The sequence below is a fragment of the Halopiger thermotolerans genome (assembly GCF_054654555.1).
In genome coordinates this window covers 293,839-309,270 of the sequence record NZ_BAAIEU010000004.1, presented here as the reverse complement: position 1 = coordinate 309,270, position 15,432 = coordinate 293,839, and the positions used below count along the sequence as shown (strand labels likewise).

At 67.5% G+C, this 15,432-nt stretch carries 17 protein-coding genes; 8 read left to right on the top strand and 9 right to left on the bottom strand.

What is annotated here, in order from left to right; genetic code table 11:
- Window positions 1–149: 149 nt before the first annotated feature.
- The 5 genes from ACYQ26_RS09235 to ACYQ26_RS09215 are packed head-to-tail and all read right to left on the bottom strand — an operon-like array spanning window position 150 to window position 5,272.
- Window positions 150–917 carry a glycerophosphodiester phosphodiesterase gene (locus ACYQ26_RS09235; RefSeq protein ID WP_459808605.1) on the bottom strand — a complete coding sequence of 256 codons (768 nt, stop codon included), beginning with the start codon at window positions 915–917 and terminating at the stop codon, window positions 150–152.
- The gene (locus ACYQ26_RS09230; RefSeq protein WP_459808604.1) at window positions 917–2,113 is read right to left on the bottom strand and encodes an ABC transporter ATP-binding protein; all 1,197 of its coding nucleotides are present in this window, start codon (window positions 2,111–2,113) and stop codon (window positions 917–919) included. The genes ACYQ26_RS09235 and ACYQ26_RS09230 overlap by 1 nt, the downstream gene beginning before the upstream one ends.
- The gene (locus ACYQ26_RS09225) at window positions 2,113–3,027 is read right to left on the bottom strand and encodes a carbohydrate ABC transporter permease (protein WP_459808603.1); all 915 of its coding nucleotides are present in this window, start codon (window positions 3,025–3,027) and stop codon (window positions 2,113–2,115) included. The genes ACYQ26_RS09230 and ACYQ26_RS09225 overlap by 1 nt, the downstream gene beginning before the upstream one ends.
- Window positions 3,028–3,029: 2 nt before the next feature.
- Complete coding sequence (locus ACYQ26_RS09220) at window positions 3,030–4,064, bottom strand: carbohydrate ABC transporter permease (RefSeq protein WP_459808602.1); 1,035 nt, start codon at window positions 4,062–4,064, stop codon at window positions 3,030–3,032.
- A gap of 2 nt (window positions 4,065–4,066) precedes the next feature.
- Window positions 4,067–5,272, bottom strand: coding sequence for an ABC transporter substrate-binding protein (locus ACYQ26_RS09215; protein WP_459810734.1), 1,206 nt, complete (start codon window positions 5,270–5,272; stop codon window positions 4,067–4,069).
- A gap of 361 nt (window positions 5,273–5,633) precedes the next feature.
- On the opposite strand from ACYQ26_RS09215, the gene ACYQ26_RS09210 reads away from it, so the two are divergent.
- Complete coding sequence (locus tag ACYQ26_RS09210) at window positions 5,634–6,326, top strand: phosphoglycolate phosphatase (protein ID WP_459808601.1); 693 nt, start codon at window positions 5,634–5,636, stop codon at window positions 6,324–6,326.
- 6 nt (window positions 6,327–6,332) lie between these two features.
- Here the strand turns inward: ACYQ26_RS09210 and ACYQ26_RS09205 are convergent, their stop codons facing one another.
- Window positions 6,333–7,526 carry an iron-containing alcohol dehydrogenase gene (locus ACYQ26_RS09205; protein WP_459808600.1) on the bottom strand — a complete coding sequence of 398 codons (1,194 nt, stop codon included), beginning with the start codon at window positions 7,524–7,526 and terminating at the stop codon, window positions 6,333–6,335.
- A gap of 117 nt (window positions 7,527–7,643) precedes the next feature.
- Between ACYQ26_RS09205 and ACYQ26_RS09200 the strand changes: the two genes are divergently transcribed.
- Together ACYQ26_RS09200 and twy1 are read left to right on the top strand one after the other, a co-directional pair.
- Window positions 7,644–8,036: a hypothetical protein gene (locus ACYQ26_RS09200; RefSeq protein WP_459808599.1), complete on the top strand. Its 393-nt coding sequence runs from the start codon at window positions 7,644–7,646 to the stop codon at window positions 8,034–8,036.
- Window positions 8,037–8,115: 79 nt separating this feature from the next.
- Window positions 8,116–9,171 carry a 4-demethylwyosine synthase TYW1 gene (gene twy1 / locus ACYQ26_RS09195; RefSeq protein WP_459808598.1) on the top strand — a complete coding sequence of 352 codons (1,056 nt, stop codon included), beginning with the start codon at window positions 8,116–8,118 and terminating at the stop codon, window positions 9,169–9,171.
- 51 nt (window positions 9,172–9,222) lie between these two features.
- Here twy1 and ACYQ26_RS09190 read toward each other — a convergent pair whose 3' ends face one another.
- Window positions 9,223–9,579, bottom strand: coding sequence for a DUF7344 domain-containing protein (locus ACYQ26_RS09190; protein ID WP_459808597.1), 357 nt, complete (start codon window positions 9,577–9,579; stop codon window positions 9,223–9,225).
- 92 nt (window positions 9,580–9,671) lie between these two features.
- The gene (locus tag ACYQ26_RS09185) at window positions 9,672–10,490 is read right to left on the bottom strand and encodes a helix-turn-helix transcriptional regulator (RefSeq protein WP_459808596.1); all 819 of its coding nucleotides are present in this window, start codon (window positions 10,488–10,490) and stop codon (window positions 9,672–9,674) included.
- A gap of 127 nt (window positions 10,491–10,617) precedes the next feature.
- On the opposite strand from ACYQ26_RS09185, the gene ACYQ26_RS09180 reads away from it, so the two are divergent.
- From ACYQ26_RS09180 to ribB, 3 genes are all read left to right on the top strand, one after another.
- Window positions 10,618–11,433, top strand: coding sequence for a DICT sensory domain-containing protein (locus tag ACYQ26_RS09180; protein WP_459808595.1), 816 nt, complete (start codon window positions 10,618–10,620; stop codon window positions 11,431–11,433).
- Between the two features lie 180 nt (window positions 11,434–11,613).
- Complete coding sequence (locus tag ACYQ26_RS09175; protein ID WP_459808594.1) at window positions 11,614–12,321, top strand: DUF120 domain-containing protein; 708 nt, start codon at window positions 11,614–11,616, stop codon at window positions 12,319–12,321.
- On the top strand, window positions 12,318–13,067 hold the full coding sequence (gene ribB, locus ACYQ26_RS09170; protein WP_459808593.1) for a 3,4-dihydroxy-2-butanone-4-phosphate synthase: 750 nt from the start codon (window positions 12,318–12,320) through the stop codon (window positions 13,065–13,067). Before ACYQ26_RS09175 ends, ribB begins: the two co-directional genes overlap by 4 nt.
- Window positions 13,068–13,087: 20 nt before the next feature.
- Here the strand turns inward: ribB and ACYQ26_RS09165 are convergent, their stop codons facing one another.
- On the bottom strand, window positions 13,088–13,438 hold the full coding sequence (locus ACYQ26_RS09165; protein ID WP_459808592.1) for a DUF7471 family protein: 351 nt from the start codon (window positions 13,436–13,438) through the stop codon (window positions 13,088–13,090).
- A 260-nt stretch (window positions 13,439–13,698) separates the two neighbouring features.
- On the opposite strand from ACYQ26_RS09165, the gene ACYQ26_RS09160 reads away from it, so the two are divergent.
- Window positions 13,699–14,232 (top strand): winged helix-turn-helix transcriptional regulator, encoded by a 534-nt coding sequence (locus ACYQ26_RS09160; RefSeq protein ID WP_459808591.1) that lies wholly within the window; start codon window positions 13,699–13,701, stop codon window positions 14,230–14,232.
- Window positions 14,233–14,400: 168 nt separating this feature from the next.
- A complete protein-coding gene (locus ACYQ26_RS09155) occupies window positions 14,401–15,330 on the top strand; it encodes a branched-chain amino acid transaminase (protein ID WP_459808590.1) in 930 nt (309 codons plus the stop codon).
- Window positions 15,331–15,432 lie beyond the last annotated feature (102 nt).

The window sequence follows — 15,432 nt, the reverse complement described above, 5'->3', positions numbered from 1 at the left end:
CGGTACCGCATTCCGATTCACTCATTTTTGATCACGCTCGCGGCGGGTCGTGCAACTCCACAAGAAACCGCAGTGACACTCCTGAAGGAGGGTACATGGCCCCCACCTTACGCCGGCTCATCGATCGTACTGCTGCGACGGTGACGGCGTTACAGCTCCGGCAGCGACACGTCCGAGAAAACGCCGTCGACGCCGGCAAGCGCTAGCCGCGTCGCCTCGAGCTCCGACTCGACCGTCCACGCGTTCACCGCGAACCCCCGTTCGTGTGCGCGGTCGACGATATCCGTCTCGCGGCACAGTCCTGCGGAGGGGTGGACGGCAGCACACTCGAGATCCGCAGCCGTCTCGAGTCCACGGTCGGGGTCGTCGCCGAAGACGTACGCGAGCGCGACGTCATCAGTCAGCGACTGCACCTGCCACAACGCGGTCGGGTCGAACGACGAGACCAGCGCCGTCCCGTCGAAGCCCTCGAGGAGTCCCAGCAGGTCCGGCGCGAGCCCGCGCTCTTTCAGTTCGATATTCAGCCGTACGTCGGGCGGGACCGCCTCGAGAACCTCGGCAAGACGCGGGACGCGAGCACTCGACGGACCGATCGACACGCTGCGCAGCGTCTCCCAGTCGAGCCGTCCGACCGCATCGGTTACCGCGCCGTCGGTGACCCGCTCGAGCGTCTCGTCGTGGACGCAGACGAGTTCGCCCGACCCGCAGCGGCGGACGTCGACCTCGATTCCGTCGGCCTGCGAGGCGGCGTAGCGGACGGCCTCGAGGGTGTTCTCGGGGCGCTCGGCGGCGAAGCCGCGGTGGGCGATGACCTCGACCGAGCGGACGCGAGCGGCGGCGCCGAGCAGCAGCGACGCGCTTCCGAGGGCACCGCCGGCCAACAGCCGCCGGCGAGACAGGTACGAGCGGTGCACCATTACGGCTCGGGGGGCGCCGCGCGGCGCTCGCGGTCGGAGTCGAAGTGGTAGATCGCGTCGCCGCTCTCGGGATCGAACAGGTGGAGCCGATCGGCGTCGAGGGTCAGCGTGACGGTGTCGCCCGCAGCGCGGCCGGTGCGGGGTGCGGTCTGGACCTTGAACTCGTCGTCGCCGGCCCGACAGTAACACAGCAGCGTGTCCCCGAGCGGTTCGGTTACCCGGATCGTCGCCTCGATCGGTCCGGTCGTCCGCTCGGGATCGCCGCGTCCCGTCTGCCGTCGGTCCGGAGTACCAGCACCGCCGGCCGACGACGCACCGCGATCCGCAACCGAGGCGTCCTCCGGCCGGAAACCGAGGACCGCAGCGTCGCCCTCGAACCCCTCGAGTGCCGGCGCGTCCGGAACCTCGATCGTAAACGCGTCGTGGCGGACGATCGGACCGGACGGTCCCGCCTCGAGGGTCACCTCGAGCATGTTCATCGCGGGGTCGCCGATGAACTCGGCGACGAACCGGTTTTCGGGGTAGTCGTAGAGTCGTTGGGGCGTATCGACCTGCTGGATCCGGCCGTCGTTCATGACGACGACGCGGTCGCCGAGCGTCATGGCCTCGGTCTGGTCGTGGGTGACGTAGACGGTCGTCGTCCCCAGTTCCTCGTGGAGTCGCGAGAGTTCGGTCCGCATCTCGACGCGCAGCTTCGCGTCGAGATTGCTGAGCGGTTCATCCATCAGGAAGACGGCCGGATCGCGGACGATGGCGCGACCGAGTGCGACCCGCTGTTGTTCCCCGCCGGACAGCGCCGACGGCTTCCGGTCCAGCAGGTCCGCGATGCCGAGCGTCGCGGCCGCCTCGGCGACGCGCTCGTCGATCTCCTCGCTCGAGAAGTCGGTCGCCGACCGCATCCCGAATGTCATGTTCCGCTCGGCGGTCATGTGTGGGTACAGTGCGTAGTTCTGGAACACCATCGCGATGTCCCGGTGGTGGGGTTCGCGGGCAGTCACGTCCTCGTTGCCGATGCGGACGGTTCCCGCGGTCGGCGACTCGAGGCCAGCGATACACCGCAGCGTCGTCGACTTGCCGCAGCCGGAGGGACCGACGACGACGAGGAACTCCCCGTCGCGTACCTCGAGGTCGATCCCGTCGACGGCGGTGACGTCGTCGAAGCGCTTCGTCAGGTTCGTGAGTTCGATCGATGCCATTATTGAACGCCAAAGGTCTCGAGCAGCGGTTTTCGGAACACGATCAGAACGGCCAGCGGCGGCACCAGCGTGACGATCGAACCGGCCATCAGCAGCGGCCAGGCGATCTCGCCGGATTCGACGACCCCCTGCAGGAGGCGGATGCCGACCTGTGCGACCTGCATCGACTGATCGTCGACGATCAGCAGCGGCCAGAGGTACTGGTTCCACGAGTAGATGAACATGATCACGGAGACCCCCGCGATCATGCCCTTCGACATCGGAATCAGAACGAACGTGAGGAATCGCAGGGGACCGACGCCATCGAGTTTCGCCGACTCGACGAGCGAGGCCGGAATCGACAGGAAGTGCTGGCGCAGCAGGAAGACGGTCGTCGCGCTCGCCAGATAGGGGATCGTCAGCGCCGCGAAGGAGTTCGCCCAGCCCAGATCGGCCGCAAGCTGGAACAGCGGGACGATCCGGACCGGAACCGGCAACATGAGCGTCAGCAGGACGACCGCGAAGACCGCGTTCTTGAACGGGAATCGGTAGTAGACGATCGCCAGCGCCGCCAGCAATGAAACGGCCAGTTTGCCGACCACGACGATGACCGACATGAGCAGCGAGTTCAACATGTACTGGCCCATGTCGTACCGGAACAGCACGTCGCGGTAGTTCTGCGCCGCCGTCTCGAGCGACAGCTCCGAGAAGCTGGTGAACGTCGCCCGCGTGCCGAAGCTGATCAGCGCCGCGATCACCAGCGGCAGCGCCATCAGGGAGACCGCGACCAGCAAGCCGGCGTGGGCTCGCAACGTTGCGCCGTCGACGGCGGGCAGCCCGCGCTCAAGATCGATCGGGAGTCGGCGGGACTCGCCGCCGGTGGACGCGTTCGTGCTCGGGCTCGCGTTCGCGTTCGTGTTCGAGTGTCGTGACATGGTTAGGCTCCGTAGTGCACGCGTTCGTCCGAGAAGCGAAGCTGCGCGTACATCAGGGCGCTCACGACGACGAACAGGACGACCGACTGGGCCGACGCGAGGCCGTGGTTGTTGAACTCGAAGGCGTTGCGGTAGAGGTCGAAGATCATGACGTTGGTCGCGCTGCCGGGGCCGCCCTGGGTCATCAGGTCGATGAAGGCGAAGGTCCCGAAGAACGCGTAGATCGTGTTCATCACGACCAGAAAGATGAGGGTCGGCGAGATCAGCGGGACGTAAACCCGAATCAGCCGGGTCCAGCGCCCGATTCCGTCGAGTTCGGCGGCCTCTCGGAGCGCCTCCGGCACGTTGTTCAGCGCCGCGACGGTGAAGATGACGTTGTAGCCGAGTTGCTTCCAGATCGCTGCGACCGCGACGACGACGAACGCCTGCCGACCGTCGCTGAACCAGTCGACCTCGATCCCGGTCGTCCCCTCGAGCACTGCCGTCAGCGTCCCGATCGAGGGGTGGATCAGGAACAGGAAGACGATGCCAGCCACCGCGGGCGGCAGCGCGTAGGGCCAGATCGCGGCGACCAGGTAGGCCGACTGGCCCCAGTCGACCTCGTACAACAGGAACGAGACGATCAGCGAGATCGTCATCACGCCGACGACGACCGCCGCCGCGAACGCGACCGTGATCGCGACGCTCCGGTGGTACGACGAGGAGGACAGCAGCGTCTCGTAGTTGCCGAGGCCGACCCACGTCCGCTCGCCGCCGAAAAACAGCGTCTGGTGGAAGCTCAGCACCAGCGCCTCGAGCGCCGGGTAGTAGAGGAACACCGCCGAGACCACGAGCGTCGGCGCCAGCAGGAGGTACGCGACGGAGATGCCCCACAGCTCGCCCAGCAGCGAGCGGTCGCCCTCGCGGGCGTTCGCGAGGGCGCCGCGAACGCCGTGCTCGCGCAGGTACGCGACCGTTCCGCGGACGCCTCGCTCCCGCAGGAACCGGCCGACGCCGAGGGAGCCGCCGTAGATTTCTCTCGTGTCTCGCGTCCCCATCGTTACGAGTCGCGGGTCTGGACGTATCGTTCCATCTCGTCCTCGATGGACGCCTTCATGCTCGCGAGTCCCTCCTCGAGGCCGGTCCGTTCCTGGAAGATCTCGACGGAGCCCTCCTGCAGTTGGACGGCCACCTGCCGCGCGGGCCCGACGAGCATGCGCCTGGTGGCGGTCGTCTGTTCGCTGGCCAGCAGTTGGTCGAAGGCCGTTCCGTGGTGAGGGCTCTCCTCGAACCAGCCGTCGCTCTCGAGTTGGTCGACGGCCTCGCCCCGGACCGGGTAGTAGCCGGTCTCCTTGTGCCAGGTGATCTGGTTCTCGGGGCGGCTCATGAACTCGAGGAACTGGCCGACCTCCTCGGCGCGCTGGTCGGACATGTCCTCGGGAACCCACAGCGATGCGCCGCCGATGACGACGCCCTCGCGGCCGTCGATGGCCGGGTAGAAGCCAGTTCCGAGTTCGAAGCCCTGCTCCTCGCTCTGGGCGATGGCGCCGGCGACGGAGGCCGTCGAGGTAAGGAGCATGCCGACGTTCTGGCCGTAGAAGAGGTCGGTCGCCTCGCCCCAGGCCTCCATCCCGGGGTTCGTGTAGAGGTCCTCCCGGGCCATGTCACGCCACCACGACCAGAGGGTCTTGCCGACGTCGGTCTCTGTGTGGACGGTGGTCGGATCGTCCGCCCAGCCGTTCTCGTTGTCGACGAGCGTCTGGCCAGCCAGCGCGTACCAGTGCTCGATAAACCAGACGTGGTTCGGCCAGGTGATGCCGTACTCGGCCGCGCCCGAGTCGACGATCTCGCGGGAGTACTCCGTGACCTCCTCGAGCGTCTCGGGCGGCGACTCGGGATCGAGGCCGGCCTCCTCGAAGACGTCCTTGTTGTAGTAGAGGATCGCGTTCGAGTTGTTGAAAGGCAGCGAGTAGAGCTCGCCGTCGATCGTGAAGAAGTCCGCCACGGGATCGAGGAAGTCGTCGACCGGGTAGTCGTTGGGGAGGATTCCCTCGACCGACTGGAAGGCGTCGGTGTCGAGGATCTGCTTGGCGTGGAGGCTGTCGATCTGGACGACCTCCGGCATCGTCCCGGCCTCGATCGCCGCGAACGACTGGTTCAGGGTGTCCTCGTAGCTCCCCTGATAGACCATCTCGACTTCGATTCCAGTCTCGTCGGTGAACTGGCTTCCCAGCGTTTGCATCGTCTCGCCGTTACTGCCGCCCATCGCGTGCCAGACGGTGACGACGTCCTCGTCGGGCGTCGACTCGAGTTCGGCGTTCGCTTGCTCCCCGCCGGGCAGGACGCTGCCGAGACAGCCGGCCGTCGCAGCGCCGGCGGCAAGCGCCGCGGCACCGCGTCGAAGCACCGATCTGCGTGAGTTTCGGATCACGGGTGTTCGGTCCGACAGCGCGGTAATGAACATTACTAGGAACTAACTATATTCACTCGAGGAGGGACGTATCGGTGTGAGCGGTACGCGAGCGTACTGTGACGATCATAGACACACCGCTGAGCTACGGCCTCGACGCGGTCGACCGCTATCCCCGCAAGTAACCGTTTAGGCGACAGGTCCCCCACGTGGGGGTATGACCGCCGATCCGCCGCTGGTGCTCGATATCGACGGAACGCTGACCCGCCCCGAGGGCTGGGGCATCGACCCGCGCGTCTTCGATCCGATCCGCGAGTGGGACGCGCCGGTTGTGATCGCCACCGGGAAAGCGTTCCCCTACCCCGTCGCGCTCTGTCACTTCGCCGGCGTCCCGGAACTCGTCGTCGCCGAGAACGGCGGCGTCGTCTACACCGGCGACGACGTCTTCTTCACCGCGGACCGCGAGGCCGCCCAGGCCGTCGCCGAGGAGTACCGCGCCGCCGGCTACGACCTCGGCTGGGGCAGGGAAGACACCGTCAACCGGTGGCGCGAAACCGAGATCGCGGTCAATCTCGAGCAGCCCGTCGAGCCGCTGCGCGAGATCGCCGCCGACTACGGGCTCGAGGTGATCGACACCGGCTACGCTTACCACGTCAAGGACGCCGACCCGAACAAGGGGGAGGGCGTCGAGGTGATCGCCGAGCACGTCGGCTTCGACCCTGCCGAGGCGGTCGCCGTCGGCGACTCGATCAACGACGTCTCGACCTTCGAGGTCGCCGGCCGGAGCTTCGCCGTCGCGAACGCCGACGAGGCAGCCAAGCGGGCGGCCGACGAGGTGCTCGAGGCCGTCCACGCCGACGGCACGCTGGCGGTCCTCGAGCGTGTGCGCGGCGCCCGCGAGGCCGACTGATCGGACTCAGTACCCCGCCTCGAATACGTCGACGATATCCTCCTTCTCCATCTGGCGTGGGTTCCGCTCGATGTTGTGCTCGGAGTGCTCGAGCGCGATGTCGGCGAAGGCGTCGAACCGCGACTCGTCGACGTCGCCGACCTCCCGAATCCGGTTCGGAATCCCGATGTCGTCGTTGAGCTCTTTGACGGCGTCGACGGCGCGCTGTGCGCGCTCGAGCGTCGTCTCCTCCTCGCGTTCGGGAACGCCCAGCAGGCCCGCAATGTCGGCGAACCGGTCGGGTTCGGCGGGGACGTTGTACTCCATCACGTGGGGCAGGAGGACGGCGTTTGCCAGCCCGTGGCCGAGCCCGCATTCGGTGCCCAGCGGGTAGGTGAGCGCGTGGACGGCGCCGAGCCCGGAGTTGACGAACGCCTGTCCGGCCAGCGTGGCGGCGAGGCTCATCGCGTAGCGGGCCTCGTCGTTGTGCTCGCCCTGGTGGACCGCCTCGCGGAGGTTGTCGCCGATCAGCTCGATCGCACGACGGGCGAGCGCGTCGGTGTAGGGCGTCCGCAGCGTCGAGACGTAGCTCTCGACGGCGTGGGTGAGCGCGTCTATCCCGGTCGCGGCCGCCACCTGCGGCGGGAGCGACCGGGTCAGTTCGGGATCGATCAGCGCCAGGTCCGCGAACAGGTGCTTGGAGTAGACGACCTTTTTGTTTCCGCCGTCCTCCTTGTCCGCGAAGACGCCGATGTGGGTCACCTCGCTGCCGGTACCGGCGGTGGTCGGCAGCAAGACTGTGGGGCGGCCCGGGCCGGGGACGTTGCCCATCCCGAGCAGTTCGCGGACCGGCTCGTCGTGCTCGACCAGCACGGACGCGAGCTTCGCAGTGTCCATGCTGGAACCGCCGCCGACGCCGATCACGACGTCCGCGTCGATCGCCGCGACCTCCTCGGCCGCCGCCTCGGCGAGCGCGAGTTTCGGCTCCGGCGTGACGCCGTCGTAGGTCGCTACCTCGAGTCCCGCGGCATCCAGCGCCTCGAAGACCGGGTCGGCCGCCCCGGCCTCGAGCACGCCCTCGTCGGTCACGACCAGCGCGGACTCGAGGTCGCGGTCGGCGGCGTAGCTCTCGAGTTCGGCCGCCGCCCCCATGCCGTACCGTACGTCGTTCGGACTCCCGACGCCGTTGACGTCGTCGATGGATCCGATGCCGTCGAACATGACGGAATAGATAGCGATTAGTAGCAAAAGTCTTTGCTTGTCGGTAGCGATTCGCAGTCGAACGCGGCGCAAGCGGGACGGCGGAACGCTTTTGCGGCCGCCCTCGAACCGGTACGTATGGCCCTCCTGGATTCGCCGCTTATCGCCGGCCTCGGGCTCGCGTTGACCGTGGCGCTGTTCGCGGTCACCTACTGGGACGCGGCGCGGATCGAGATGAGCCGACCGCTGCTGTGGGCGACGACCGTGGCGGGGACCGTCGCCGTCGGACTCGGGATGTACCTCTTTACGTCCGCGCCGCTGCCCGGCGTGATCATGACCGCCAACACCGGGTCGGTGCTCTACAAGTTCGAACGGGGGGAAACGACCGAGGACGACGAGCCCGCCGAACCGGGGCAGCTCCCCCACGAACCGGTCCGGAGACGCGACGGCCGTGAAGCGGACGAGGCGCCCGACTCCTCCCGCACCGGCTACCCGCGGTCGGCGCCCGAATCCGCGTCGGCCGACGAGTAACGTCGCGTCTCGACGCCGGCGAAAACCGGATGTTCAATACCACACGTCTTTTGTCGTCGCCGGGCCAATCGGCGCTACCATGAGCGACTCCGCCGATACCCCCGCTGGCTCCGGCGCGGGGACCGACGCCGACCGGGACGACGCCAGCCGGGCAGAGGGCGACCGCGACGGCGGCCCGGCGCAGGTCTCGAGCCCGGACTACCACAGCGAGAACCACACCGCCGCCCAGACCTGCGGCTGGACGGCCAACGCCCTGCGCGGGGAGGGCCGGTGCTACAAGAACGTCTGGTACGGCATCGAGTCCCACCGCTGCATCCAGATGACGCCCGTGGTCAAGTGCAACGAGCGCTGCGTCTTCTGCTGGCGCGACCACAAGGGTCACGCCTACGAACTCGACGACGTCGAGTGGGACGACCCCGAGGCCGTCGCCGACGCCTCGATCGAACTCCAGAAGAAGCTCCTCTCGGGCTTCGGGGGCAACGACGAGGTCCCCCGCGAGCGCTTCGAGGAGGCCATGGAACCGCGCCACGTCGCCATCTCGCTGGACGGCGAGCCCACGCTCTATCCCTATCTACCGGAACTGCTCGAGGCCTTCCACGACCGCGACATCACGACCTTCCTCGTCTCGAACGGCACGAACCCCGACGTCCTCCGCGACTGTGATCCCACCCAACTCTACGTCAGCGTCGACGCTCCCGAGCGCCACACCTTCGATCAGGTCGTCAAGGCCGTCGAGGACGACGCCTGGGAGCGCCTGCTCGAGACGATGGACGTCCTCGCCGACAAGGACGACACCCGGACCGTCCTGCGAACGACGCTGGTCAAGGGCGAGAACATGCACCACCCCGACTGGTACGCCGGCTTCTACCAGCAGGCCGACCCCGACTTCATCGAACTGAAGGCGTACATGCACGTCGGCCACTCGCAGGGCCGGCTCGACCGGTCGTCGATGCCCGACCACGAGGAGGTCGTCGAGTTCGCGGCGGACGTACAGGAGTACATGCCCGAGTTCGACGAGCTCAAGGGCGTCCCGCCCTCGCGCGTCGCCTTGCTCGCGAAGACCGAGGACACGTGGGTGCCCAAGCTGAAGAAAGACAGTGACTTCTGGGCGCGGGATCCGGTGACGGGAGACTGATCGAGCCCGATCGGCCCGGCCTGCCCGCCGCGTGCAGCGACCGCGGCTGCCTCAGCGTCGCGGATTCGCCGGCTCAAACGCCGACAATAGCGCTTCAGCGACGCGCTCGAGGCGCTCGCAGGGCGTGACGTTCCGCTGAGCGGGATCGAAGTCGATCACCCCGGCCGCACGAAGCATCGGAACGTGCACGTGCAGCAGTTCGACTTCGATCGCGGTTCGTCGATCGATCGACCCGGGATCGGGACCGGAATCGGAATTCGTCGGCGATTCCCCCTCGGCGATCGTCGCGACGAGTTCGTCGACCGTGACGGTCCCCCTCTCGCGGAGCGTCGCGACGATCGTCCGCCGGCGTTCGTTCGCCGCGATCCGGTGTAGTTCGTTCCGGCGCAGCCGGTTGGCGTCCCCCATGATCGATCGACAGCCCGATGTTTACAGCAGGGCCTTATCATGTTACCCGGTGAGACTGTTGCAGGGCGTGCACGACGGACGGTAATAACCGGTCACCGACCGGACTGGTCCTCGAACGCCGCGTACGGTTTGCGGCGAGCGTTCGACCGGTGCTCCCGGTACAGTTCGGTCGCCCACGCCGCGACCGACGGCTCGGTCGTTTCCAGCAGGGCCCGCGGGAACCCCTCGTCGTCCTCCACGCCGAGCTGAACCGTCCGCTCGTCGTCGATGCCGAGGTAAAACGGGAGCGGCTCGTCCGACACGAAGACCGTCAGCCGATCGGTCCGGAGCTGCTCGCGGTACAGCGGGGCGAACGACGCCGACTCGATCGTCCGTTCGACCTCCGGGGAGACGATTACCTCCGCCTCGAGGTCGCCGTTCGTGACCCGCTCGTGGAGGAGCTTGGTCCCCTCGAGTTCGGTCGACGGGAGGAACGCTCGAAATCGGCTCGTCGACCGCATGAACTCCGTCTGCGTGCGGCCCGGTTTGTACGGATCGCCTGGGGTCGAGGGGGTAATCTCCGCCCCTTCGAGCTGGTCGATCTCGAGGTCGTACTCCGAGAGCGGAAACCACTCGAGGAACGGCGAGAGCTCCTCGGCCGTGCGGAGGTTCCCAGCGAAGTCCAGAAACCCCTCGGCGACGAGCGTTCCGACGGGCGTCAGCCGGTAGTCGTCCCCGTGGCGCTCGAGCCAGCGGCGCTGGTCCAGCGCGGAGAGCGACCGGGCGACCGTCGACCGCGAGATGTCCAGTTCGGTCCGCAGTTCGCGTTGGGTCGCCGGTCCCGACTCGAAGAGCCGCGTCAGGATGTCGATCCGCGCGTCCGATCGAACGAGAAACGAGATGTGGTCGCGTGGCGCCGTCGAGTCCCCCATATACCACCGCGTTTAGAGACGAGCACCATAGTCGATTTGGCTCCGGTTATACCGATCGGCGTCCGTCCGAAGCCGAACCGTCGGTCGGCGAGAACACTTAAGGAAATAACGGGAAAACAAACCGCGAGTGAGCCTCCGCTCGTTTCTCGAGGACGTCGGCTCCCCCGATCACGCGCTGGCCGTCGTCGGCGACGCGGCCGAGCCGCTCAAGGGAATGCTCGCGGAGACGTTCGCGGAGACGCCGGTCGAGGTCGAGTCGAGCGAGTCGGCAGCGGCGCTCGACCTCGATCGCGATCTCGGTCTCGAGTCCGGGTCCGGGTCGCCTCCCGCGGACGACACCGTCGTCGTGCTCCTCGAGGACGGCACGCCGGTCGCGGCCTCCGCCATGGACGAACTCTACGACTCGCTGCTCGCGATCAACTCCGATCTCTTTACGACCGGCGCGCGCGGCCTCGGCGAGATCGAGCTCCCCGACGTCCTCGCGAACCTCGCGGACACCCGCCTGCGCCTGCGGGGGTATCCGCTCGCCCACAACGAGAAACTGGTCCTCGTGTTGCTCTCGCGGTACATCGAACAGCGCGCCTGGCGGGCCGACAGCGGCACGCTCCGGGCGGCGTTCCAGCACCTCTCGCGGCTCGACGACGAGATCGGCACGCTGGAGGTCTACGCGGAACTCGAGCGGGCGGCCGTCGACGTTCACGTGTACGGGACGCCCGACGAGAGCGGCGTGACCGACGAACTGGACGTGACGATCCATACCGGAACGGGCGAGGAGTACCGGAACGGGTGGTTCGTCGTCTACGATCCCGCCGATCCGGCGACCGATCCCGACCCCGCCGCCCTGCTGTGTCTCGAGACCGAGCCGCGGATCTGGGACGGCTTCTGGACGTTCGATCCGGAGCGCGTCGCCGCCCTCGAGGCGTACGCGGCGACCGAACTGTAGGTTCGGGTGGCTGGACGACCCCCAATCGAGTCCGACCGATACCGGCAAGCGCCGGGACAACCGGTGGCTTTTCCACCTGCGGGTTCGGAGTGGAGAGTGAACCGTCGACAACAGCGTAACAGTTGTGTTACGCATTCCATATTCGGTATACTTTTGGGAGGCCGGCGCTAACGTACAGCTATGTCACTGACAACTGAGTCCGCCGTCGGCCACGACGAACTCGCCGTTCTCAAGCTGCTGGCGCTCGAGGGCGGACTCGAGGGCGACGTCAAGATTTCCTGTTCCCGCCTCGCGGATCGGCTCGACGCGTCGAACCAGACCGCCTCGCGGCGCCTCCAACGGTTAGAGAGCGCGGCCCTGCTCGAGCGCGACACCGTCAGCGACGGCCAGTGGGTCGCGATCACCGAGGACGGCGAGCGCGTCCTCCACGCCGAGTACGAGGACTACCGGCGCATCTTCGAGGCGGACGCCGAGGTCGAACTCGAGGGGACCGTCACCAGCGGCATGGGCGAGGGTCGCCACTACATCTCGCTGCCCGGCTACAGCCGCCAGTTCGAGGAGCGGCTAGGCTACGAGCCGTTCCCCGGCACGCTGAACGTCGACCTGCGCGAGGACAGCGTCCGCCGGCGCAGCGCCGTCTCCTCGCTCGAGCCGGTGCCGATCGACGGCTGGGAGGACGACGACCGGACCTACGGCCCTGCCGTCTGCTACCCCGCGACGATCGAGACGAGCGACGGCGAGACCTACGAGGGAGCCCACACGATCGCCCCCGAGCGCACCCACCACGACGAGGACCAGCTCGAGGTCATCGCACCGGACAAACTGCGGGACGAACTCGGGCTCGAGGACGGCGATCACGTCACCGTCTCGGTGGGTGATCGCGAATGACGGGTCGACACGCGGGGCCGCGGTCGAACGCGAACGCGAACTCGAACGCGGACGCCGACGTCACCGCCGACGGCGACACCGCTAGCGCGGCCACGGCCGACGCCGACGGCGTCGACGAGGCCCTCGAGGCGCTGCGGGCCGGCGAGCCGATCCTCGTCCACGACGCGGCCGACCGCGAGGGCGAGACGGACCTGATCTACCACGCCGACGCGGTCACGCCCGCGGCCGTCGCGCGCCTGCGCAACGACGCCGGCGGCCTCGTCTGCGTCGCCCTGGGCCACGCGGTCGCGGAGGCGTTCGATCTCCCCTTCTACACCGAGGAGGTCGACCACCCCGCGGCCGGCTCCCACGACCTCGCGTACGACGACCGCTCGTCGTTCTCGCTGACGGTCAACCACCGGGACACCTACACCGGCATCACCGACAACGACCGCTCGACGACGATCCGGGCGCTCGGCGAGGCCGCCGCTGCGCCCACGGACACCGACTTCGCCGCGGAGTTCCGCGTCCCCGGCCATGTCCACCTGCTGAAGGCCGCGCCCGACCTGCTCGCCCAGCGGGAGGGACACACCGAACTCGGCGTCGCCCTCGCTGACGCCGCCGACCTCCCACCGGCGGTCGTCGTCTGCGAGATGCTGGACGACGAGACCGGCGAGGCGCTCTCGCCGGCCGACGCCCGTTCCTACGCGCAGCGCCACGACTTCGTCTACCTCGAGGGGCGGGACGTCCTCGAGCGGCTCGGCTGATCGACCGCGACGAGGCGGCATCAGTCGCCCTCGGACTCGAGGCCGGTCGGATCGGCGTCGGAGCCGCTCCGGTAGACCGCGTAGAGAACGAGCACGGCGATCGTGAAGTCGAAGCTGTGTTCGACGAGGTGGTGGACCGTCATCGGCACGACTCCGAACACGGTCCCGAGGCCGGTGATCGACCGCGCGACGAGCAGGCCCAGAACGATCGTGATCAGCAGGTACCGGCGTGATCGGCGCCGCGAGTACGCGATGACGCCGCACGCGAAAAGGATCGTCGTCCCGGCGACGGCTAAGATGATGATGGCGAGTAATACCGGCGCGAGCTTCGGGTCCAGCCACCCGACGTCGAACGGATTCGTGTAGGCCATCGCCGCTATCCTACATCGGCGGGTGAGTCACGTATGTGCTTCGGTCGGGTAGCCGAATCGCGCCGCTCGTCGCCCGGAACGCACGGATCCGCTCGCTGCCTGCAGTTGCAGGCTGCGCCTCGATTACCGCGGTTCCCGTAGTTCGATCCCGCCATCGAGACCCGTCGTACGACCCGTTCTCAAATACCGGGAACGGGCGGGACCCGTTATCAGTCCGGCATCGCTAGCCGCGAGTACCGATCGGAGCCGCAATCACTGCCATGACCGATACTCGACGTACGATCCGAGCGCACGTCCAGTCGAACGCCGGCATTCACTTCAACGAGCTCGTCCGCGAATCGGAGTTCGCGCCGGGCCAGATCCAGTACCACGTCCGCCGGCTGCTCGACGAGGACGCCCTCGTTCGCGAGGAGTTCTACGGCCGCACCCACTACTATCCCCCCGAGTACGACGAGTGGGAGCGCGCCGCGCTGGCGCTGTTCCGTCGCGAAACGACTCGCGACATCGTCGTCCACCTGATCGACGAGGAACCGGCCGCTCCCGAGGCGGTCGCCGACGCCCTCGACATCGCCCGGAGCACCCTCGAGTATCACCTCGACCGGCTCGTCGAACACGGTATCGTCGAGAAGCGGTACGACGATCGGAACCGAGTCACGCTCGAACTCGCCGCGCCCGAACGGACCGGCGAGTTGCTCGCGGCGGTGGAACCGACCGTTCCCGACCGACTCGTCGACCGGTTTACCCGACTCGTCGACGAGTTACTCGAGGACGCGTCCGGATCCGAGTCGGCGTAGTCCCGCTCTCGTTCTCGTCGGCGACCGTCCCCAACTGTCCCCGTCCCCGACTCCGTCCTCGAGTCGAAATCCGCGCATCCCCTCCCCCCCTCGAGTCGCGCCCGACGGTGGAGATCGGGCTCCACGAATCGCGAACACTTAGTACGGTGGATTTCAACACACCAGATAATGGGATTCGACGAGATGGACGTCGATACGATCTGGATGGACGGCGAGTTCGTCGACTGGGACGAGGCGCAGGTCCACGTGCTCACCCACGGCCTCCACTACGGGAGCGGGGTCTTCGAGGGCGCGCGCTGCTACGACACCGAAAACGGGCCGGCGATCTTCCGCTGGGAGGAGCACTTAGAGCGGCTCTTCCACTCTGCCAAGCCCTACGACATGGACATCGACTTCACCAAAGCGGAGCTCACCGAGGCGACCAAGGAGCTCATCCAACGGCAGGACCTCGAGTCCTGTTACATCCGGCCGATCGCCTTCTACGGCTACAACTCGCTGGGCGTGAGCCCGAAGGACTGCCCCACCCGAACCGCCATCGCGGTCTGGCCCTGGGGCGCCTACCTCGGCGAGGAAGCCCTGGAGGAAGGGATCGAGGTGATGATCTCCTCGTGGCGCAAGCACGCCTCGAGCCAGATCCCGACCAACGCCAAGACGACGGGGCTGTACGTCAACAGCATGCTCGCGGGCGAGGAGGCCCGCCGCAACGGCTTCGCCGAGGCGATCGTCCTCAACAAGGAGGGCCACGTCGCCGAAGGCCCCGGCGAGAACCTCTTTCTCGTGCGCGACGGCGAGATCTACACGCCCGGCCTCTCGGAGTCGATCCTCGACGGCATCACCCGCGACACCGTGATCGAACTCGCGGAGGATCTGGGCTACACCGTCCATGACAACGTCTCGATCTCGCGGGGCGAACTCCACACGGCCGACGAGCTGTTCTTCACCGGCTCCGCGGCCGAGGTGACGCCGATCCGGAAGGTCGACAACGTCGTCGTCGGCGACGGCTCCCGCGGGCCGGTCACCGAGGACATCCAGTCGAAATTCTTCGACGTCGTCGAGCGCAAGACCGACGAGTACGACGAGTGGTTCGAGTACGTCTGACCTGACGGCGTCTGTTCGCCGGCACCGTCGACTACCGGTATCGCGACCGATCGCTCCGTTTTCCGTTTCCCCTTCGCTCGAGGTGTCCGCGACGGGTCCGTC